The organism is Pseudomonas sp. PDM05 (assembly GCF_014851685.1).
In the GTDB taxonomy this organism is placed as follows: domain Bacteria; phylum Pseudomonadota; class Gammaproteobacteria; order Pseudomonadales; family Pseudomonadaceae; genus Aquipseudomonas.
Window position 1 is genome coordinate 233,531 of sequence record NZ_JACVAC010000003.1, and the last position, 21,087, is coordinate 254,617.

The following is a 21,087-nucleotide window of genomic DNA, read 5'->3' on the forward strand; positions in this document are numbered from 1 at the left end:
TTGATACATTCATCACTGACACACCGTTTTCGCGAGCAAGCCCGCTCCCACATTTGATTTCATCGCTGCATAAAGTCTCTTTCCCACAAAATCCCCGGCATTCCCCGCTCAATCCCCAGCAAACTTCTGATAACGTGTGTCTATCGATTGCAGCCGGTATGCTTGGCCCGCAACCTCATGGACGCCCGCTATGACTCTTACAGAATTACGCTACATCGTGACCCTCGCCCAAGAGCAGCACTTTGGCCATGCGGCCGAGCGTTGCCATGTCAGCCAGCCGACGCTGTCGGTGGGCGTGAAAAAGCTTGAAGACGAACTCGGTGTGCTGATTTTCGAGCGCAGCAAAAGCGCCGTGCGCCTCACGCCCGTGGGCGAAGGCATCGTGGCCCAGGCGCAAAAAGTCCTGGAGCAGGCGCAAAGCATCCGCGAGCTGGCCCAAGCCGGTAAAAACCAGCTGACCGCCCCGCTCAAAGTCGGCGCCATCTACACCGTCGGCCCGTATCTGTTCCCGCACCTGATCCCGCAACTGCACCGCGTCGCGCCGCAGATGCCGCTGTATATCGAAGAAAATTTCACCCACGTGCTGCGCGACAAACTGCGCAACGGCGAGCTGGACGCGATCATCATCGCCCTGCCATTCAACGAGGCCGACGTGCTGACCCTGCCGCTCTACGACGAGCCATTCCAGGTGTTGATGCCCGCCGACCACCCCTGGACCAAAAAAGACACCATCGACGCCGCCCTGCTCAACGACAAGAGCCTGCTGCTGCTTGGTGAAGGCCACTGTTTCCGCGATCAAGTATTGGAAGCCTGCCCGACCCTGACCAAGGGCAACGACGGCGCCAAACACACCACCGTGGAATCCAGCTCCCTGGAAACCATCCGCCACATGGTCGCCTCCGGCCTGGGCATCTCGATCCTGCCGCTGTCGGCAGTCGACAGCCATCACTACGCCGCCGGCGTGATCGAAGTGCGCCCACTGACGCCGCCGGTGCCATTTCGCACCGTAGCGATTGCCTGGCGCGCCAGCTTCCCACGGCCAAAGGCCATTGAGATCCTCGCCGACTCGATCCGCCTGTGTTCGGTGGCCAAGCCGCCTGTTGCGAGCTAAGTAACCGTATGACTGAGCTGTCGCAGGTATCGGTGACGGCACTCAAGGGTGTCGGTGAAGCCATGGCCGAAAAACTGGCCAAGGTCGGCCTGGAGAATCTCCAGGACGTGCTCTTCCACCTGCCCCTGCGCTACCAGGACCGCACCCGCGTGGTGCCCATCGGCCATTTGCGCCCAGGGCAGGACGCGGTGGTCGAAGGCACCGTCAGCGGCGCCGACGTGGTGATGGGCAAGCGCCGCAGCCTGGTGGTGCGCTTGCAGGATGGCACCGGCGGCCTGAGCCTGCGCTTCTATCATTTCAGCAATGCGCAGAAGGAAGGTCTCAAGCGCGGCACCCGCGTGCGCTGCTACGGTGAAGCGCGGCCCGGTGCATCCGGCCTGGAGATCTACCACCCGGAGTACCGGGCCATCACCGGCGACGAGCCGCCTCCGGTGGACACCACCCTCACCCCGATCTACCCGCTCACCGAAGGCCTGACCCAACAGCGCCTGCGCCAGTTGTGCACGCAGACCCTGACCCTGCTCGGCCCGAAAAGCCTGCCCGACTGGCTGCCGCTGGAGCTGGCCCGCGACTATCAACTGGCGCCGCTGGACGATGCGATCCGCTATCTGCATCACCCGCCCGCCGACGCCGATGTCGATGAGCTGGCCCTTGGTCACCACTGGGCCCAGCACCGCCTGGCCTTCGAAGAACTGCTGACACACCAGCTGTCCCAGCAACGCCTGCGCGAAAGCATGCGCTCGCTGCGCGCACCGGCGATGCCCAAGGCCACCAGGTTGCCTGCGCAATACCTGGCCAACCTCGGCTTCACCCCGACCGGAGCCCAGCAGCGCGTCGGCAATGAAATCGCCTACGACCTCAGCCAGCAAGAACCGATGCTGCGCCTGATCCAGGGCGACGTCGGCGCGGGCAAGACCGTGGTCGCCGCCCTCGCGGCCTTGCAGGCGCTGGAAGCCGGCTACCAGGTCGCGTTGATGGCCCCTACCGAGATCCTCGCCGAGCAGCACTTCATCACCTTCAAGCGCTGGCTTGAACCCCTGGGCCTGGAAGTGGCATGGCTGGCCGGCAAGCTCAAGGGCAAGAACCGCGCCGCGGCGCTGGAGCAGATCGCCGGCGGCGCACCGATGGTGGTCGGCACCCACGCGCTGTTCCAGGACGAAGTGCAGTTCAAGAACCTCGCCCTGGTGATCATCGACGAACAGCACCGCTTCGGCGTGCAGCAACGCCTGGCCCTGCGTCAGAAAGGCGTGGGCGGGCGCATGAATCCGCACCAGTTGATCATGACCGCCACGCCAATCCCACGCACCCTGGCGATGAGCGCCTACGCCGACCTCGACACCTCGATCCTCGACGAACTGCCCCCCGGCCGTACCCCGGTCAACACCGTGCTGGTCACCGACACCCGCCGCGTCGAAGTGATCGAGCGCGTGCGCGGCGCCTGCGCCGAAGGCCGCCAGGCGTACTGGGTGTGCACGCTGATCGAAGAGTCCGAAGAGCTGACCTGCCAGGCCGCCGAAACCACCTATGAAGACCTCACCAGCGCCCTCGGCGAGCTCAAGGTCGGGCTGATCCATGGCCGCATGAAACCCGCGGAAAAAGCCGCGGTGATGGCCGAGTTCAAGGCCGGCAACCTGCAACTGCTGGTCGCCACCACGGTGATCGAAGTCGGGGTGGACGTGCCCAACGCCAGCCTGATGATCATCGAAAACCCCGAGCGCCTGGGCCTGGCCCAACTGCACCAACTGCGCGGCCGCGTCGGCCGGGGCAGCGCCGCCAGCCATTGCGTATTGCTGTACCACCCGCCGCTGTCACAGATCGGCCGCCAGCGCCTGGGCATCATGCGCGAGACCAACGACGGTTTTGTCATCGCCGAAAAAGACCTCGAACTGCGTGGCCCCGGGGAAATGCTCGGCACGCGCCAGACCGGCCTGCTGCAATTCAAGGTCGCCGACCTGATGCGCGACGCCGACCTGCTACCCGCCGTGCGTGATGCGGCGCAAGCCTTGCTGGAGCGTTGGCCGGAACATGTCAGCCCGTTGCTGGACCGCTGGCTCCGACATGGGCAGCAATACGGCCAAGTGTGACGCTGCGCGCACTTATACGACCCCCATGTGTATCAAGCTGGTTATACTCCAACGACTGTAAGAAATTGGATCAGGCCATGTCAGAAGTTGCCCACGCCACAGCCCCACTGACCACTCCGCCGGTCATTCAGGCGCTGCTCGCCAAACTCGCCATCCCCTACACGGAAGTCACCGAACACCTTGGCTTGAACCCTGCGCGCAAGGTCCAGGCGGTGTTGTTGGAAGATGCCGTGGGCGCTCTGATGGTGCTGTTCCCGCAGAACCAACTGCTCGACCTCAACCGCCTCGCCGAACTCACCGGCCGCCGCCTCACGGCCGTGGCGCCGGATCGCGTCGCGCGCATGCTCGGCAAGCACGACCTGAGCCTGTTGCCCGGCCTGCCGGCGCTGACCAGCTCGCCGTGCCTGTACGAAGGCAGCCTGCTCAACGAGCCGAACCTGCTGGTGCATTCGGGTGAAGCCGGGTTGCTGCTGGAGATCGCCAGCGAACACTTCAAGAGCATGCTCACCAAGGCCAGCGCCGCGCAGTTCGGCGAACCCCTGAGCAACATCCGGCCGAACCTCGACCGCCCCAATGATGACCGTGAGGAAATCACCCAGGCGATGCAGGCGTTCACCGCCCGCCGTATCCAGCAGCGCCTGGAAGCGACCCTTGAGATCCCGCCGCTGGCCGACACCGCGCAAAAGATCATCAAGCTGCGCGTCGACCCCAACGCCACCATCGATGACATCACGGGCGTAGTGGAAACCGACCCGGCCCTGGCCGCCCAGGTGGTGAGCTGGGCCGCGTCGCCGTACTACGCTTCGCCGGGCAAGATCCGCTCGGTGGAAGACGCCATCGTGCGCGTGCTGGGCTTCGACCTGGTGATCAACCTGGCACTGGGCCTGGCCCTGGGCAAGACCCTGAGCCTGCCCAAGGACCACCCGCACCAGGCCACGCCGTACTGGCACCAGTCGATCTACACCGCCGCCGTGATCGAAGGCCTGACCCGCGCCATGCCGCGCGCCCAGCGCCCGGAAGCCGGCCTGACCTACCTGGCCGGCTTGCTGCACAACTTCGGTTACCTGCTGCTGGCCCACGTGTTCCCGCCGCACTTCTCGTTGATCTGCCGGCACCTGGAGGTCAACCCGCACCTATGCCACAGCTACGTGGAACAGCACCTGCTGGGCATCAGCCGCGAGCAGATCGGCGCCTGGCTGATGCGCTACTGGGACATGCCGGACGAACTGTCCACCGCCCTGCGCTTCCAGCACGACCCGACCTATGACGGTCAGTACGCCGAGTATCCGAACCTGGTGTGCCTGGCCGTGCGCTTGCTGCGCAGCCGAGGCATCGGTTCCGGGCCGGACGAGGCCATTCCCGACGAACTGCTTGAGCGCCTGGGACTGACCCGGGACAAGGCGGAGGAAGTGGTGGGCAAGGTGTTGGATGCCGAGGTGCTGTTGCGCGAACTGGCCTCACAGTTCAGCCAGCCCTGACTCTGTAGCCTGTCAGACCGCTTTCGCGAGCAAGCCCGCTCCCACAGTTGACCGAGTTCCAACATGAGAATGCGGTCGAATGTGGGAGCGGGCTTGCTCGCGAAGAATCCACCTCGGTCTACCTGAAAACCCTACTTCTTTTTCTTCGGCTTCAGATACTTGGTCAACCCCTGGAACCAGATCACCAGCGCCGGGTTGCCCTTGATCTGGATCGACTTGTCCTGAATCCCCGTCATGAACGCCAATTGCTTGTTCTTCGCCTGCATCGTGGCGAAGCCGTAGGCAGCGTCCTTGAACGCGATGGCAAACGCCGGCGTCGGGTGGACGCCCGAACGGCTGGTGATGCGTTGGTCTTTGACGATGAAGTGACGGGCGACTTTGCCGTCGAGGGTCTGCAACTGGAAGGCCAGGTCTTTATCACCCAGTTGTTGCTGGAAGGCAGGGTTGGTGCGGCTGGCTTTGCCCATCATCAGGCCCAGCACCCACAGGAGAAGACGGAATTTCATAACGACGCAGCCTCGTTGAATTAAACAGCTGGCGCAGTTTAGCCATTCCTATATAGAACACCAACAAGGTTTGCTACACGCAAGAACCAAACGTTACTTGCAGATTTAATGACTAATGAGTCACGCTCAAATAATGGTTTGCCCGAAGGATAACCACCCTGCACGCCTACCCTGCCCAAGGCTTATTCCAAAAAAGAATTGATAACTGTCAACTTTGACAGTTATGAGCGCAGTACACACCCCTCAAACTAATTACACGGACCTTGGCTGAATCAATTTCTGGTTTACGCCATAACCCATGAATGAGGGCTTAACGATGTTAAAAAACCAAACGACACCTTCGTGGTTACGCAAGCCACGTCGGGCTGCACACAGCGAGGGCGAACTAACCATAAAGATTGCTATGGATCCGCTTCCTCCTTTTGACGAATTCCGAGCCACGAAAGAAGTGATGATGAGATTCAACGGCGAGCATCTTGAAGTTATTGCACGCGTCGACAATTACCCGCATTTGATTTTTTGGGTTTATATACATTTTGATGACCTGTACACCCCATCAATACTACCGATAGAGCCAACGGGCGACCCCGGTTCAGCTTATGCGGCATTCTTCGCCGATAAAACATACGCGGGAACTACAGGGCAACTTGAGTTCTCTTTTGATGAAAAATCGGAAACCCTCACCGCCACGCTAGAGTTTTTAGCCCCGCCTTACCGGTTTACCTGTGGCCAACTCCATATCAAAGGCCTGAACCCTCCGGTGAAGTAACTATCTCTGAGGCACAAGGGACACCCGTCATTTCAATTGACGGGTGTCCCTTGTATTAACCAGTCACTGGATTAAACGTTGGGGCAAGGAACCGGCGCCCAGTCGGCCAGGTTCGGATCGCGGCAGCTGCCTTCGAGCTGAGCTTTACCGGCGCTGGCGACCTTCTTGCTTTCATCCTGCTTGGTCTGGGCGGTCTGGAAGGTCTTCTCGGTGCTCACCGCTTCTGTTGGTACGGTTGGGAGCGGCGGCTTTTTCGGCGGTTTGGAGCCTGTGCCTTTCTTCTTGCCCGCGGCTACCACAGGTGTCGTTGTATCGGCCTTGGCCACGGTGACCACGTCGGTACGCTGTACGCCAACCTGTTGCAGGTCTTTCTCGTAGGCCTGGGTGTAGTTGTTCAGGTCTTCGGCCGCTTTACCGTTGACCGCAACGATCAGGTCATTGGATTCCTTCAGGCCCGCGACGATTTCCGCCAGGCGCTTGCGGCCTTCGGTGTCGTTGACGGTCTTGGCTTTGCGATCAGCCACCAGCTTGGTGAACGCGCTCTGGTAGCACTGCTGGGACGCCTTGGCGTACGCGGTGCTGCGGTCGATGTCGGAGGCGCTTTTGTTCACATCAGCCGCATATGAGGCAATACGCTGGTTGTCATCGGCGATCTGCTTCTGGCGCTCGGTGTAGTAACCCGCTGCGCCGCCCGCCAGGGCACCGCCCGCAGCACCGATGGCGGCGTTACGGCCACGTTTTTCCTTGTCGCCGGTCAGGACGCCGAGCAGGGCACCGCCGGCAGCGCCGATGGCCGCGCCGGTGACAACCGACTTGGTCATGTTCGAGTCGGTGGCGCGCAAGTGCTGCACCGGCTCGTAGCAGTTGGGGTAGTACTCGACCTTGGTGCTCGACGCGACCTTGGAGGCCGGCGACGTGGCGCAACCGGTCAGCACGGTGCTGAAGCCGGCTGCGATCAGCAGCAAGTGACGCTTGGAAACCGCCTTACGGGAAAAAAGCATAGGTGTGTTCTCTTTTAAGTTTGACTTGCCCAGCACGGCCACGGCCGCCTGAGTCCCTTCCAAGCTCGCTCTACAGCCAGCGCTCATCGCTGACCGCTCGCTGCGAGCAATTCCTTCAAGATCGTTGCCGGGTCGGCCCGCTGTTGCTTGCGGTAGTTGCCGACATGGCGAACGAACAGTGTCGCGCGCGTCACCAGGCTCTTGCCGAGCACCGGCTTGCGATCCAACTCTTCCTTGATCCGTTGAAACTGCGCCTGGATCACCGCATCGGTATAACGCGTGCCGGTGGCCAGGTTGTCGATATAGATCGCCACTGCGCCGTCGAGGGCACTGCGGCCATTGGCGATGGCCATGTCGAACAGTTGCGCGCTGGCCTCGTCCTTTTTGTCGAGCGCCTGCTGGCGGCTCTTCTGCAGGTTCGCCAGGCGGATGTTGTAGTTGGCGATGGTCTCGGCCACCAGCGCGGCCGACTGAATCAGGTTGCCCGCCGCTTCCTCGCGTTGCTGGGCGATCAGCGAGACGTTGCGCTTGAGCTCTTCGTTGACCAGCCCCAACTCGGCTTGCAGCTTGGGGTCGACGCTGGCGGCGATGATGCTGTCCAGGCGCTTGGTCGGGTCCTGGGCGTCGTCGATGGCGTCGGTCAGCGAGGCCAGGCGGCCCTCTTTCTGCCACTGGGCGAACAGCTCCTTGTAGCGCGAACGCGGTGCCGACAGCGCGCCGATCGCCACGCGGAAACCGGTGGTCTCGTTGCTCTGCTCGGTGCCATCGGCGCCAAACAGCGGGTATTCACGGCGCATGCCGGTGAACAGCGTGCCCTCACCTTCCAGGTAGTTGCCGCCCTTGACCACAAAACCGCCATAGGTGCCCTGGCGACGTCCGGCGTGCACCAGTTGGAAGGATTCCTGGACCATCTCGGCGGCGTTGCCGATCACGTCGAACATCCCAATGGGATTGGGCAGCTTGGTGCCGATGGGCATCAGGCGTGCAGCCTGGCCGGTGCCGCCGGCGACCTGGTTGAACACTGCGTAGTCGCCCAGCGGGCCGTCGCTGTCACTGCCTTCGGCGCGGCGCGGGAACAGGCGCCCTTCCAGGTCCTGACGGCTCACCGCCTGGCCACCGCGTGCAGCGAATTCCCATTCGACTTCGGTAGGCAAACGCACAAAACCGACGCCGCCATCCTCCGCCGACGAACCACGCCCGCTCACCGGCAGCAGGTCGCGGTGGTACTTCATCAGCCACGCGCTGTACACCGCCGAAAAGCGTTCGGCCTCAAAGCGCGACAGTTTCACCTTGGGCAAACGCCCGGCCATCCCGGTCGGCGCATCGCACGCCGGCGCAGGCTCGCCACTGGCCAGGGACTGCGCCTGGGACATGACCTGGGCGTACTGACGCGCAGTCACTTCGTACTTGCCGATGAAGTACAGCATGGGCTTGAGCGGGGTCTTGGCGTCGGTCTTGGGCATCAAGGGCGCGATGACTTTGTTCCAGTCCTTGGGCAGGTCCTTGAGGGTGAACTGGCCGTTGATGAAGTCGCGGCGGTAACCGGAAATAAACGATTGCTGGTAACCCGCCTCGCCTTCGGCAAAGGGGTAGCCGAGGCTGATCTCGCGGTCATCCAGGGTGCCCTGGGCCAACACGTAGGCGTAGCGGAACACCATGTTGCCTTCGCAGGGCAGCGGCAGGCTGACATCCCCTTCCAATGGCTTGGGGTTGTCGAGCTTGTCACTCGCCTCATCGGCCCAGGCCATCGAGGCCAGGGTCAGCGCCACACAGGCGCCCAGTAACTTATACATCTCTGATTCCTTCAGAAGCCTGGATACGCGCCACTCGCCAACCACCACAAGCCGCCGCCACGGCGCTGACGCCGAGGACTGCAACCAGGGCCAGGCCGTAATGGCGCGCCAGCAGGTGGCTGGCGTACTCGCCCGGCACCTGCACGAATAATTCATTCAAACCCGCCTCGGCCAGGCCATACAGACTGGCACTGAGTACGGCGGCAAAACCCGCGCTGTACAGCGCCTGCACCACCACGAACACCAGCAGCCCACCCGTGGAAAACCCCAGCAGGCGCAACACCGACAACTCCCGGCGCTTGCGCGCCACGGCGGCCAAGGCCCCGGCGAAGATCGCCGCAAACGCCCCTGCCAACGCCAACCCGCAGATCACCCAGAACACGATAGACAGGTTGCGGCTCAACGACTGCACCTGGGCGATGGTCTGCGCCTGGGTCGACACCAACAGGTTCTGCCCGGCGAAGTACACGCGCAGCGGTTCCACATCGGTGAGGTTGCGGGCGTACAGGCGGAATGCCGGGTACACACGCTGCTCACTCACACCCACCGCTTCACCGGCCCAACCCAACGCCGGCACTGCGCGGCCATCACGGTAGTCTTCCGCCGCTTCCAGCAAACCCAGGTCGGCAAACAGACCGTCACGGGCAAAGGCCTCCAGCGGCAACACCGCCAGCACCTGTACGCGCGTGCGCTGGGCTTCGACACGCCCGGCCACCTGCCGCGCAAAGCTGGTTTCCAGCCAATCGCCAGGCCGCGCCGCAAGCTTTTCGGCAGCGGTGTGGCTCAGCACGACCTGGTCCAGGCCCCGGGGCACCGGCAAGCCGGCCAGCAGCGGATCACCCGAGGCGCTCGGCAGCATTTCCAACGCCAGGCTGCCCACCTGCACCGTCGCCGCAATCTGCCGCGTACGCGGGATGGCGAAGGCTACCTCACTGCGCTCGCCCAGTTGCTCGATAAACGCACTGCTGAATCGACCACCGCCCAGCGGAATAATTTCACGGGTAGCGGGGTCGGTCTCCAAACGTTCGGTCAAACTGCTAACCAGTCCAAATTTCAGGCCGAATAACACCAACAACGGCGCGATAACCGCGACCAACGCCAGCACCGAACAGGCCGACAGCCACGCATCGTTGCGGTAATCCTGCCAGGCCAGCGACGCCACCAAGCCGATGCGCATCAGCACGCCTCCCCGAGGGTCGCGGTGACGCCGCCGTCGGTGTCGCGACGACAACTGATGCGCCGCACCTGCAAGCCGCTGGCGCGGGCCAGGGGCTCGTCATGGGTGGCGATCACACAGGCTGCCTGGTGCTGGCGAGCCTGCGCGAGCAGCGCCTGCATCACGCGCTCGGCGTTCAGGGGGTCGAGGGACGCCGTGGGTTCGTCCGCCAGCACCAGTTGCGGCGCATGGGCCAGGGCGCGGGCACAGCTGACGCGCTGGCGCTGGCCTACCGACAACGCCGCCGGCTTCTTGGCCAACTGGTCGCCGATCTCCAATTGCTCGGCCAGGCGCGTCACGCTGCCATCGTCCTTCAAGCCCAGCAGTTGCCGGGACAAGGCGATATTCCCACGCACATCGAGAAAGCCCAGCAGGCCGCCGGTTTGCAGCACATAGCCCAAGTGCTGGCTACGCAGCGCGGCCAACGCGGATTGCCGATCAGCGCGCCACAGCCCGGCAATGTCCTGCTGATAAAACTCAAACTGCCCGACCTGATCCGGCGCCAATACCAGCGCCAGCAGGTCCAGCAAAGTGCTTTTGCCGCAACCGCTGGGCCCGACAATCGCCACTTGCTCGCCGGCACGCAGCGCCAGCGCCGGAATCACCAGGCTGTAGCGCTGGCTGCCGACGCCCCGGCTCTTGTGCACCGCGCTCAGGTTCAGCATCACGGCAACGTCGACAACGGCACGCGGTACAACGCGTCGCCCGGCTCGGCATCACCGAAACGGACCCAGTTGGCCAGGTCGTTGTGGAAGGTTTCGTAGAGGCGGATTTTCGAATCCAGCTCGTCGATAAAATCTTCCTGCTCGGCCACGCTCAACGACAACCACAAATCCTGGGTCATGTTCAGCGACTTGCTGCGGTACGGCAGGCCCTCCAGGTATTCGCCGAGAATGCCGCCGTCGGCCAGGTTGCCGCCCTTGCGCAGGGCTTGCGGGTCGCGGCTCATGTAGGCCGAGGCGCTGGCGATTTCCTGGAAGAAATCCTTCGGCGAGGTCTGGGTCTTGCGCGCCGCATCGACGATCAGTTTCAGCGACTGCTGCAAGTCGTTGAGCTGCAACTTGGTCAGCATCACGCACACCTGGAACGCCGGCAGCGCCGGGTTGGTCAGGTCGCGGTCGGCGGTCCAGGCGCTGACCAGTTGCGGCGCCTGGCTCGCGGTTTTGCGCCCAAGGAAATCCATGTGCATGGCGTAGCCGACGGCGGCGGATTTGTCCGCCAGGCTCGGCGCGCTGCTCAGCAACGGCACCGGCTGCGGCGTGTTGCTGCGCACCTGATGCACAAGGTTGGCGAACACCGTGCCGATCTCATCCACCCGCTCGCCGAGCTTGCGCACATCGCCACCGGGCACCGGCGTGTACAGGTCGCCGATCTGCGGGTTGGCGTCGGCGGTAAGGATGCGGTATTGGCTCTCGGCACCGGCGTGGGTTTTTTTGCCAACGTCGGTGCGCAGGTGCAGGGCGTAGATCTTGATCTGCTTGCCCAGCGCGGCCTGGCGCACTTCGGCTTCGTTCATCTGGGTGGCGGCGAACGGGTCGTTCTTGCGCAGCGCACCGGCGTCGGTGACCAGCAGGATGATGCGCCCGCCATAGCCGGACCAGTCCATGCCGTCCACCGCCTGCATCACCCCGGCGAACGCGTCTTCGTTGAAGGAATGGCTGGACACCGTGGACGCCTTGACCTGCCGCGCCATGTCGAGGAAGCGCTGCGGGTCGCGGCCTTGATCCAGGCTGATCAGGGTCTTGGCCACGTATTCCAGGCCCGGCGTCTTCTTCACGCTGCTGCGAAAACCCACCATGCCAAAGCTGACGCTGTCCAACTCGCCACGTTCGGCGATGCGGGTTTGCAGCTCGTGCACCACGTCGCGGATCTGGTCGATATAGGGCTGCATCGACACCGTGGTGTCGACCACCAACACCACGGCGGTGCGAAAGGCGTCGGCGTTGGCGCTGATCACCGGCGTTGCGGGTTTTGCCACCGCGCTGCTGCCGGGATCGATGGACGCCACATTCAGCAACTGCACCGGCTGGCCGTTTTCGTCGAAGCTCTCTTTGGAGTCGAAGATCGGCAACAGGTAGAACTGGTTCTGCGGCACGGCACTGGCTGCGGGCTCCAACGCCAGGATCTGACTGTTGTCTTCGCTGTTTTTCTGCGCCTTGGCCAGCACGCCTTTGGCTGCGGAAGGATCAGCCAGCAGTTTTTCCACTTCGCCGGATTGGCGCAGGAACATCACCGGTGCCCGGCCCGAGCGCTCGGTAAATTTCAGCACCAGGCTTTGTTTCCAGTCGCTGACCTGTGCCGCCGGCAACCAGCCGTCGCTGCGCCCATCGGTGGCCGCACCGACACGTACCCACGGGCTGCCGTCGACGTCTTTGCGTTGGTAAACGTAGAGCACGGAGAACGCCGGCAGGGCCTTGCCTGGCGCGCCGCCGGCATCCGTTGAGAGTTTCGCGCCCGGCTTGCTGAGCACGCGCTGGAACAGGGTCTTCTTGCCCGCCATCAACAGCGGGCGTTGGCCACCATCGACTTCGGCGACCGCTGGCGGCGGTGGCGTGACTTTCGGCACCTCGGCGGCAGGTGGCTTGGCCACCGGCTCGTCGCTGCCGCTCAACCACCAGTAACTCGCGCCACCCATCGCCAGTGCAACCGCCACTGCCACCGCCGCCAGCGCCAACACCGGCCCACGGCGCTGCTCGCTGTGCTGGGTCGGTGGCACCACGGGTTGGCGCACCGGCTGGGGTTTCTCGGTGGGGATCTCGATCGACTCTGGGGTAATGCCCCCCAGGTCAAAACTCATCGGGATCGGCAACGGCCGCACCAGCGTGGCTTCCGGGGAGTCCGCCGGCAGGTTGTCCAAGGCCCGCAACAGCGCCGCCGCGTCCGGGAAACGCTCAGCCGGGTCCTTGGCCAACAGTTTGCGCAGCACGTCCTGATAACGGCCGTGATGCACCGGCAATTCCGGCAGCGGTTCGGTCAGGTGCGCCAGCGCCGTCGACAGCGCGTCGGTGCCGCTGTAGGGCAGCTTGCCGACGAGGATTTCATACAACACCACGCCCAGCGCATACAGGTCGGCACGGCCATCGATCTCCTGGCCCCGCGCCTGTTCCGGGCTCATGTAGCTCGGTGTGCCCACGGCAAAACCGGCCTGGGTGAACTGGGTGCGGTCGTCCAGGGATTTGGCGATGCCAAAATCCGACAACACCGCCGTGCCGTCGGCGCGAAACAGAATGTTCGCCGGCTTCACGTCGCGGTGCACCAGGCCCTGGGCGTGGGCATAGCCCAGCGCCGAGGCGATCTGGCGGATCAGCGTCACCCCCTGCTCCGGCGTCATGCCGGCGGCGATGCGCTCCTTGAGCGTGCCGTTGGGCAGGTACTCCATGGCCATGTAATACAGCTCACCGACGTTGCCGATGTCATGGATGGTCACCGTGTGCGGATGCGACAGGCGCGCCAGGGTCTTGCCCTCGCGCAGGAATCGCTCGCAGAAGGTCGGGTCGGCCGCCAGCGCCGCCGCCATCACCTTCAACGCCACCTTGCGCTCCAGCGAACGTTGGGTCGCCAGGTACACGCTGGCCATGGCGCCTTCGCCGATTTCGCCGTCGATGTCGTAGCCGGGGATCAGGATATTCATGCCAAGACCTTCACGACGATGGTGGTGATGTTGTCCGGCGCCCCCCGGTTGAGACCCAGGTGCACCAGGCTGCGGACGATTTCGTCCGGCGCGTCGTGGCTGAGGACTTCGCGGATTTCGTGGTCTTCGACGGTCTTGTTGAGGCCGTCGCTGCACAGCAGATAGCTGTCGCCGGGGGCGATCAGCAGGTCGACCACCGCCAGCTCCAGCTGCGCTTCGACGCCGATGGCGCGGGTGACAATGTTTGCGCGCGGGTGCACGCGGGCGTCGGCTTCGCTGAGCAGGCCGCTGTCTTGCAGGTCTTGCACGTAGCTGTGGTCGCGGGAAATGCGCTCCAGCACGCCGTCACGCAGGCGGTACAAGCGGCTGTCGCCGGCCCACACGCACACGCCGCGCAAACCGCGTGCGGCGAGCAACACCACGGTGCTGCCCATCAAGGTCACGCCACGGTTGACGGTTTCTTCACGCACAGCGGCGTTGATGCGTACCAGGTCGTTGCGCAGCGCCGCCGAATACTCCTCAAGGGAACGGCCCGGCGCCACACTGCGCAGGCTGTCGACGATCAGGCTGCTGACATAGTCCCCCGCCGCATGCCCGCCCATACCGTCGGCCACCACCCACAGGCGGTTTTCCGGCAGATCCAGGCAGGCGTCTTCGTTGACTTGGCGCACCATGCCCACATGGCTTTTGCTCGCGGATTTGTACGTCGCCCCCATCTACACCACACCTTCTTGTCCGAGCAAAAACTGCGCAAAATCGCCGGCGGCAGGCAGGCCCTGACACCGCAATAAACCGGGTGAAATACGTTGCGAACCTCGGCCCCACCACAGGCTCGCACCTTCGCAGGCCTGTTCGGCGAGCGCGGTCATGCGGCTATGGGGCTCAGTGGCGGACACCCGTTGCAGGCCGGCGAAGCGGCTGTCTACCGCACGCAGCTCAAGGGTCGGGGCGCCCAGTTGGTCGAGGCCAGCGTTGAAGCTTTCAAAGCTTGCACCGCTGTCCAGTGTGCTCAGCAGCAGCTCTTCGGCCTGCTCGAACCAGGTGTCCGGCCCGCCCACCAGGGACGCCGGATTGGTGTCGTGATCCAGCAGCGCAACCACCGCCAACGGGAAATAGCGCCCGACCCGATCAATGCTCGGCATCACCACCCCTGCCGCTGCGTCCGGCCCGCACACACCCGGCGCCAGGACGAAGCGCCACAGCGGGCTGACCAGATACACGTTGAGCCAATCGGCGCCGAGGCTGTTCTGACTGGCGAGCAAACCGGCCGCCAGCCAGCTGTCCCACGGGCCGACAAAGCTCTGGGGCAAGGCGCGGCTGACAAAGTCGCCACGGCTGGCCAACTTGCCGTAGAAACCCAGCGTCGTCATAGCCGCTCCGGCAGGCTGAAGCCACTGAGTACGCGGCTCTTGAACGGGTTGAAGGCGCTGTTGGCGCGCAATTCGTAGGCGATGCTCGCGCCATCCACACGCAGGCGCAGGTTGAAGCGGTCTGGCGAGTTGCCCGGGGTCAGGTCCGATTGCTCCAGCAGACGGAACCAGGCCCATGGCCCATCAAGGGTCACGCCGGAGCGGCCACTGGCGGCAGGGGGCATGATCGAGATGCGCACCACGCCGATGCTGCCGGGGTTCGGCCACTGCATGGCCACCGGGCGGCTCGGGCCGTGGTCGTAGCTCAGTTGCTGGCCGTCGAGGTCGAGCAGGAACTGGGTGATGGTCGGGTCCATCGACACCGGCTTGAGTTCGAAACGCACAATCGGCTGCGTACCGCCTGCGCGGAAGAACGCATCACGGATCGTCGCGGCGCGCTGGAAGGTTTGCAGCACGCCCGGCGCAATCCCGAGCTTCTGCGCCGCGCCCGGCTGCCAGCGCCAGGTCTGGGTGGAAGTGTCCACGTAAGGCTGCAGGTATTTGCGGAAGTAGTTATCCATCACCCCGCCCACGCCGAAGAACATGCCGAAGTCGTCCAGGGTCGCATCCCGCGCACTCCCCGGCGCCAGGGGATAACGCCCGGCCAGGGACTGGCGGTAGACGTTGACCACTTCGCTCATCCAGGCCGCGTTCAGTTGGTTGCGCACCCCGCCCATCATGCTGTTGGTGGTGGAGTTGACCACTGACTTGACCATGCCCTGCACCAACGGCGGCTGGCGTTCGGCATTCAGGCTGACCCGCGTGGCCGCAGCCGCCGCCTGGTTCTTCGCCTCGCCGAGCAACGCATCGCCGCTGGCGCCGACCATGGCGCTGACCTGCACGTACAGCGCGTTCATGTCCGCGAGCAAAGCGTCGATGGCCGCCGGTTCGCCTTCGTTTTTGCTGACGATGCTGTTGAGTTCGGCAAAGTGCGCCGTCACCGGATCATCCGTGGCTTGCGCAGCGTTGGCGCTCGGTTGTTCCTGGCCGAGCAGGCTGCCCAGGCGCTCCTTGAGCTTGTCGACGCCACCTTCCACCGGCACGCCTTTGGCCGCCAGTTGACGCTCCTCGGCTTGCAGATCGGTTTCCTTGGCCACCGCCACCAGCAGTTTTTTCAGCGGCGAGGTCGGGCCGGAAATCACCCGCAGTACGTCGGCGGCCTGGGCCACGCTGGTGATTGGCACAAAGTCGATGTCGGCGAGCAGTGCGTCCCACTGGCGCTGGTAGTCCTGGAAGTACAGGCGGCGCACGTCGGCAGCCAGGCTCACCACGTTTTGCTGGTCGGCCTGTTCATGGCCCAACACCCATTGCTCTTCGGCGAGGGTGCCGGTCTGGTTCAGGCTGCTCAGCAGGAACGCCTGGCGATACCCCTTGGCCGTGAAGAAGCCACTTAACGGCTCGCCCAGCGGCTTGCCGCTCTTGCGGCTGAACACCAGCGCGGCATCGCGGCCGGCGGCTTCGTTGAGGCGGAAATCCGCGATGCCTTCCGGCAGTTTCTGGCGCTTGACCCGGTCGTAGACGCGCTGCGCCACCGGCAGCTGTTGCAGTTGCCGACGCAGATCGTCGATCAAGCGTGGATCAAGACGCGCACTCGGCGGGTGACGATCGAACAGTGCCTGCAAATGCCCGCTCAACGCCTGGCGCTGCTCGGCCGGCAGATCACGCGGCAGGTTGCGGTCCCAGTCCAGGGCAATCCAGGCCTTGATGAAATCGGGATCGTAATGCTCGCTGTCAGCCAGCATCAGGTAGGCCTTGAGGCCTTCGTAGAGGAAGTCGGAATTGCCGCCCGCGTGCAGTTGTTCTTCGATGCGCGTCACCAGGCGCGGCGCGAGCACGGCGATCAACAGCTTGCGGTAGACGCTGGCGGACTCGGCTTCAAGCATGTCGCCCTGGTACAAGCCCAAGCCTTCTGACCAGCTCGGCGAATCCCCGGCAAGGTTCTTCACCGCATTGAGCAACGGCAGTACAGCGAGCACTTCGCGTTGTGCCGGGCTCAGGTTCTGCACGGTCTGGCCCAGCGGCGCGACCTTCTGGTCGACCTGGGCGATATACGCCTGGTTGGCGCGATAGCTCACCCACCACAGGCTGCTGACCACCAGCACCAACGCCACGGTGGCCGCCAGTACACCACGGGCAACCCACTTGCGCCGCCGCTCGACCTTGGGATTCACCCCCACCAGGCCGCGTTCGGCAAACGCCACGGCGGTGAAGAGTTTTTCGATGAAGTAACTGCGTCCGGTGCCGCTCTGGCGCGCCAGGTGCTGGCGGTCCAGGTTCATGCTCTGGGCCATCGCGCCGATCAGGCGGTCAATCGGGCTGCCTTCCTGGGTGCCGCTGGTGAAGTACACGCCGCGCAGCAATACGCGCTCTTCAAAGGCGTTGGGTTTGAACACACCTTCAAGGAAGCTTTGCAGGCAATCCTTCAACGCACCGAACTGCTGCGGGAAGCCGTAGATCAGGTCGCGCCGCCCCGGGTCGCGTTCCTGTTGCAGACGTTCCACCAGGCGTTCGTTGAGGCGCTGTTCGAGACCGGCGAATTCGCTTTGCAGGTGCGCCAGCGGGCTGTCGCTGTTCTTGCCGTCGTCCAGGGCAAAGGTCATGCCCCACACCTGGGCGCGTTCTTCCTTGCTCAGGTTGTCGAAGTACTCCATGAAGCCCGGCACCAGGTCGAGCTTGGTGAGCATCAGGTAGATCGGGAAACGCACGCCCAGCTGGGTGTACAGCTCCTGGATGCGCAGGCGGATCGCCGCAGCGTGGGCGGCGCGCTCGGCGTCGGTGCCGAGCAGCAGGTCCGACAGGCTGATGGCGATAAAGGCGCCATCGATGGGACGGCGCGAGCGCTGCTTCTTCAGCAGGCCGAGGAAGCCCAGCCACGCGGCTTTATCCACTGTGGAGTTGCTGTCCTGGGTGGTGTAGCGGCCAGCGGTGTCGAGCAATACCGCTTGGTCGGTGAACCACCAGTCGCAGTTGCGCGTACCGCCGACGCCACGTACCGCACCGGCGCCCAGTTGGGCGGCCAACGGGAAATGCAGGCCGGAATTGACCAGCGCGGTGGTCTTGCCCGAACCCGGCGGGCCGATGATCACGTACCACGGCAGTTCGTAGAGATTGCGTCGCTCATCGCCGCCGAGCTTGGCTTTCTTCAGCAGCGCCAGGGCTTCGTCCATGCGCTGGCGCAGGGTGCTGAGTTCCTCGGCGGTGGCGACCGAGTTTGGATCGACCGGAGTTTCAGCGGCGAGGCTGCGCATCACTTCGGCGGCCTGACGGCGTGCCTGGATGATGCGCCACACGCGGTAGGCCAGCCACACGCCGAACACCAGGATAATCAGCGCCCAACGACGGCCTTGCGGGACCAACACATCGAGCAATGGCCCGACAAACCAGATGATCAAACTCAGGGCAATCAGCCCGAGCACTGGGATCACCCAGCGAATCATGAAACTGAAAAACGCCTTCACTCGACGCCCTCCGCCAATACGGTGATTTCAACCCGACGATTGCGGGCGCGGCCTTCGGCTGTGTTGTTGGTAGCCACCGGCTCGGTGTCGCTGCGCCCTTCGGCGCTGAAGCGTTCGGCCTGGCCGGTCTTGGCCGCCAGGATCTCCAGCACCGACTTGGCCCGCGCCTCGGACAACGCCCAGTTGGACGGGAAACGCAGCGTGGCGATCGGACGGTTGTCGCTGTGCCCGGTGACACGCACCTGGCCCTTCACTTTGCGGATCGCATCGGCGATGCGCAGCATCAGTGGCTGGTAGTCATCGACAATGCTGGAGCTGGCCGACGCGAACAACTCATCGCCGCGAATGGTCACCACCGAACGGTCCACCGCATCCTCGACGGCGACGCGCCCGGCCTTGATGTCCTCGACCAGGAAGCCGGCCAGACGCGGCCGCTCGATCACTTTCGGCTGCGCCACCGGGCGGTCGATGGCCTGCACCGGGATCTCGCCCAGGGCATGAATATTCTTGAACACCGGCTCGGCATCCGCCGCCAGCTTGAGCCGCAGACCAAACAGCAACGCCAGCAGCAGCGCCACGCCGATGGCCACGGCGATCCACGGCGGCATGAATTGCGCCAGGCGATCACGCGCCACGGTCACCCCACGCCAGTGCGGCGACAGCTCGCGCTCGTGTTCGCCGCGGGCACTGCGGATGGCCGCTGCGGTGCGTTCGCGCAAGGCTTCCAACTGGCTGCGCCCGTCGTTCATCACACGGTAGCGGCCTTCAAAACCCAGGCACATGCACAGGTACAACAGCTCCAGCAGGTACAGGCGTTCCCGTGGGCTTTGCAGGCAATGGTCGAGCAACTGGAAGACTTTCTCGCCGCCCCAGGCTTCGTTGTGCACGGTGATCAGCAGGCTTTGCTTGCCCCAGTCGCTGGCGCTGCCCCACGGCGTGCTCAACACGGCTTCATCGAGGGCGGTGCACAGCGCGTAACGCGCCAGCAGCACCTCGTTGCGGGCAATGCCGGCGGCCTCGGCGCGCTCTTCGAACTGGCGCAGGTACGCCAGCAACTGCGCACGCAGGCTGGCCGGTGCCGGGTGAGCGATGGTGTTGCGCAGGCGCGTCAACAGCGCCAGCAGCGGGCCAGCGGCGCTTTCCAACGGGTTGAGGCCCTGGCTTTTGCCAGTGAGCATCGGCGCGGCCGGCATCGCCAGGGGCGAGGGTTCGGCACGCACAGGCTCCGGCGCACGGCCACCGGGGCGCGGCATGAACTGGGTGCGGTCGTCATCATTGGGGTGCATCGCGGATTATCCTCGGATCGCCCAGAAGGCCAGGTTCAAGCCCGGGAACTGCCCGGCGATGTGGAAGGCAAAACCGCCGGAATTCTGCAGCTGCTGCCAGTGCTCGCTGCCACGGTCCAGCTCGTAATAGGTACTGCCCGCGTGGTACGGCAGTTGACGCGGCGCCACCGGCAGCGGCAGCAGGCCGATGCCCGGCAGTTGCAGGTTGACCATGTCGCGGATGTGCTCCACCGAGCCGACCTTGCTTTGCTGGCCGAAGCGCGCGCGCAGGGTTTCGCCGGGCACATCGGCACGCACCACGAGGATGAAATTGGCGCTGTCGAGCAGGGTCTTGTCGGCCAGCATCGCCACGTGGATGCCGTAGGCTTTCTCGACAATCGGGATCGGCGTGGCCTTGCTGTCGATCAGCATCGACAGCGCTTCACGCAGTGCGGCCATGACCGGGGCGAAGCTCACGGCCAGGTCGTCGTGCTGGTATTGCGGGTATTCCTGGGGACGACGGCCTGAGGTGGAGAAGGTCGAAAACTCACCGGCCAGGCTCACCAGCTCGCTGAAAAACCGCTCCGGGTGCAGCGGGCTGAGTTGGCTGAAATGCTGGATCAGCGGCTGGGCGCGGTTGACCAGTTGCAGCAGCATGAAGTCGGCAATCTCCGACGCGCCACCGGCGCCCGATGCAACCACGCGCCCGGCCAGGGCTTCACCGCGCTGGTGCAGCAGGCCCAGCAGTTCGCTGCGAAAGGCCGCCAGCGGTTTGCTCGCAGCTACATCGAGAACCGGCGGGATGTAGGTGTCATCGAGGACCAAGGCGCGGTCGGCGCGTTTTTCCTTGATGCGCACCAGGCCGATGGCAGCGTAATCGCTGATGCCGTCCTGCGCGGTCAGCAGGCGCAGGGCGCGGGAGCCCACCGCCACCGGCGCACGGTTTTCGAACGGCGCGTTGTCGTCACGCACTTCGCGCACCTGGCTTACGTAACGGGCGGCTTCCAGGGCTTCGCCTTCGTCCACGGTGTCGCGGGCACCGGCACGCTTGAGCGGCAAGGCCAGGTACACCAGGCCGTCGCGCAGGTGGTCGTCGATGTTCAGCGGGCTCGGCGCCAGGTCATCCTGGGGGATGTTGAACGGCGTGCCGTCGGGCAACAGGCCGCGTGCCGAGATGATTGCCAGCTTGCCCTGGGCCAACAGGCCCTGGTCGATCAGCAGTTCGGAAAAGCCCCAGGCCCCTGCGGACAGCGGGCGGCTGCGGGCGTCGATCAGGTTTTCCAGGTAACGGTCATGCTGCTGGAAGTGCTGCGTTCCGATGAACATGCCTTCCGACCAGACCACGCGATTGTTCCAGGACATGGGG

Annotated in this window: 15 protein-coding genes; 4 read left to right on the forward strand and 11 right to left on the reverse strand. The window is 64.3% G+C overall.

All coding sequences use genetic code 11. The features are described 5' to 3' along the window. Positions 1–190: 190 nt before the first annotated feature. From IB241_RS08685 to IB241_RS08695, 3 genes are all read left to right on the forward strand, one after another. Positions 191–1,111 carry a hydrogen peroxide-inducible genes activator gene (locus IB241_RS08685; protein WP_192298018.1) on the forward strand — a complete coding sequence of 307 codons (921 nt, stop codon included), beginning with the start codon at positions 191–193 and terminating at the stop codon, positions 1,109–1,111. 8 nt (positions 1,112–1,119) lie between these two features. Further along, on the forward strand, positions 1,120–3,195 hold the full coding sequence (gene recG / locus IB241_RS08690) for an ATP-dependent DNA helicase RecG (protein ID WP_192298019.1): 2,076 nt from the start codon (positions 1,120–1,122) through the stop codon (positions 3,193–3,195). Positions 3,196–3,272: 77 nt separating this feature from the next. Further along, a complete protein-coding gene (locus IB241_RS08695) occupies positions 3,273–4,673 on the forward strand; it encodes an aminoacyl-tRNA deacylase and HDOD domain-containing protein (protein WP_192298020.1) in 1,401 nt (466 codons plus the stop codon). A 131-nt stretch (positions 4,674–4,804) separates the two neighbouring features. Here IB241_RS08695 and IB241_RS08700 read toward each other — a convergent pair whose 3' ends face one another. Then, on the reverse strand, positions 4,805–5,179 hold the full coding sequence (locus tag IB241_RS08700) for a hypothetical protein (RefSeq protein WP_058424462.1): 375 nt from the start codon (positions 5,177–5,179) through the stop codon (positions 4,805–4,807). A 316-nt stretch (positions 5,180–5,495) separates the two neighbouring features. Between IB241_RS08700 and IB241_RS08705 the strand changes: the two genes are divergently transcribed. Beyond that, positions 5,496–5,948: a hypothetical protein gene (locus IB241_RS08705; RefSeq protein WP_192298021.1), complete on the forward strand. Its 453-nt coding sequence runs from the start codon at positions 5,496–5,498 to the stop codon at positions 5,946–5,948. Between the two features lie 71 nt (positions 5,949–6,019). Here IB241_RS08705 and tagQ read toward each other — a convergent pair whose 3' ends face one another. From tagQ to tssK, 10 genes are all read right to left on the reverse strand, one after another. After that, entirely contained in the window at positions 6,020–6,949 is a 930-nt protein-coding gene (tagQ, locus tag IB241_RS08710) for a type VI secretion system-associated lipoprotein TagQ (protein ID WP_192298022.1), read from the reverse strand. A gap of 83 nt (positions 6,950–7,032) precedes the next feature. Next, positions 7,033–8,742 carry a formylglycine-generating enzyme family protein gene (locus tag IB241_RS08715; protein ID WP_192298023.1) on the reverse strand — a complete coding sequence of 570 codons (1,710 nt, stop codon included), beginning with the start codon at positions 8,740–8,742 and terminating at the stop codon, positions 7,033–7,035. Continuing rightward, positions 8,735–9,919 (reverse strand): ABC transporter permease, encoded by a 1,185-nt coding sequence (locus tag IB241_RS08720; RefSeq protein ID WP_192298024.1) that lies wholly within the window; start codon positions 9,917–9,919, stop codon positions 8,735–8,737. Before IB241_RS08720 ends, IB241_RS08715 begins: the two co-directional genes overlap by 8 nt. Continuing rightward, a complete protein-coding gene (locus IB241_RS08725) occupies positions 9,919–10,623 on the reverse strand; it encodes an ABC transporter ATP-binding protein (RefSeq protein WP_192298245.1) in 705 nt (234 codons plus the stop codon). Before IB241_RS08725 ends, IB241_RS08720 begins: the two co-directional genes overlap by 1 nt. Beyond that, positions 10,623–13,589: a serine/threonine-protein kinase gene (locus IB241_RS08730; RefSeq protein WP_192298025.1), complete on the reverse strand. Its 2,967-nt coding sequence runs from the start codon at positions 13,587–13,589 to the stop codon at positions 10,623–10,625. Before IB241_RS08730 ends, IB241_RS08725 begins: the two co-directional genes overlap by 1 nt. Further along, positions 13,586–14,305, reverse strand: a complete 720-nt coding sequence (locus tag IB241_RS08735) for a PP2C family protein-serine/threonine phosphatase (RefSeq protein WP_192298026.1) — start codon at positions 14,303–14,305, stop codon at positions 13,586–13,588. The genes IB241_RS08730 and IB241_RS08735 overlap by 4 nt, the downstream gene beginning before the upstream one ends. After that, positions 14,306–14,959, reverse strand: coding sequence for a type VI secretion system-associated protein TagF (gene tagF, locus IB241_RS08740; protein WP_192298027.1), 654 nt, complete (start codon positions 14,957–14,959; stop codon positions 14,306–14,308). Continuing rightward, a complete protein-coding gene (gene tssM / locus IB241_RS08745) occupies positions 14,956–18,456 on the reverse strand; it encodes a type VI secretion system membrane subunit TssM (protein ID WP_192298028.1) in 3,501 nt (1,166 codons plus the stop codon). Before tssM ends, tagF begins: the two co-directional genes overlap by 4 nt. Beyond that, positions 18,453–19,742, reverse strand: coding sequence for a DotU family type VI secretion system protein (locus IB241_RS08750; RefSeq protein ID WP_192298029.1), 1,290 nt, complete (start codon positions 19,740–19,742; stop codon positions 18,453–18,455). Before IB241_RS08750 ends, tssM begins: the two co-directional genes overlap by 4 nt. A gap of 6 nt (positions 19,743–19,748) precedes the next feature. Beyond that, positions 19,749–21,083, reverse strand: coding sequence for a type VI secretion system baseplate subunit TssK (tssK, locus tag IB241_RS08755; protein WP_192298030.1), 1,335 nt, complete (start codon positions 21,081–21,083; stop codon positions 19,749–19,751). Positions 21,084–21,087 lie beyond the last annotated feature (4 nt).

Bases quoted from the DNA above. Each gene is read 5' to 3' on its own strand.
- IB241_RS08700 (WP_058424462.1), bottom strand. From the start codon at position 5,179: ATGAAATTCCGTCTTCTCCTGTGGGTGCTGGGCCTGATGATGGGCAAA.
- tagQ (WP_192298022.1), bottom strand. From the start codon at position 6,949: ATGCTTTTTTCCCGTAAGGCGGTTTCCAAGCGTCACTTGCTGCTGATC.
- tssK (WP_192298030.1), bottom strand. From the start codon at position 21,083: ATGTCCTGGAACAATCGCGTGGTCTGGTCGGAAGGCATGTTCATCGGA.
- IB241_RS08695 (WP_192298020.1), top strand. From the start codon at position 3,273: ATGTCAGAAGTTGCCCACGCCACAGCCCCACTGACCACTCCGCCGGTC.
- IB241_RS08705 (WP_192298021.1), top strand. From the start codon at position 5,496: ATGTTAAAAAACCAAACGACACCTTCGTGGTTACGCAAGCCACGTCGG.
- recG (WP_192298019.1), top strand. From the start codon at position 1,120: ATGACTGAGCTGTCGCAGGTATCGGTGACGGCACTCAAGGGTGTCGGT.
- IB241_RS08735 (WP_192298026.1), bottom strand. From the start codon at position 14,305: ATGGGGGCGACGTACAAATCCGCGAGCAAAAGCCATGTGGGCATGGTG.
- IB241_RS08730 (WP_192298025.1), bottom strand. From the start codon at position 13,589: ATGAATATCCTGATCCCCGGCTACGACATCGACGGCGAAATCGGCGAA.
- IB241_RS08750 (WP_192298029.1), bottom strand. From the start codon at position 19,742: ATGCACCCCAATGATGACGACCGCACCCAGTTCATGCCGCGCCCCGGT.
- IB241_RS08720 (WP_192298024.1), bottom strand. From the start codon at position 9,919: ATGCGCATCGGCTTGGTGGCGTCGCTGGCCTGGCAGGATTACCGCAAC.
- IB241_RS08725 (WP_192298245.1), bottom strand. From the start codon at position 10,623: ATGCTGAACCTGAGCGCGGTGCACAAGAGCCGGGGCGTCGGCAGCCAG.
- IB241_RS08685 (WP_192298018.1), top strand. From the start codon at position 191: ATGACTCTTACAGAATTACGCTACATCGTGACCCTCGCCCAAGAGCAG.
- tagF (WP_192298027.1), bottom strand. From the start codon at position 14,959: ATGACGACGCTGGGTTTCTACGGCAAGTTGGCCAGCCGTGGCGACTTT.
- IB241_RS08715 (WP_192298023.1), bottom strand. From the start codon at position 8,742: ATGTATAAGTTACTGGGCGCCTGTGTGGCGCTGACCCTGGCCTCGATG.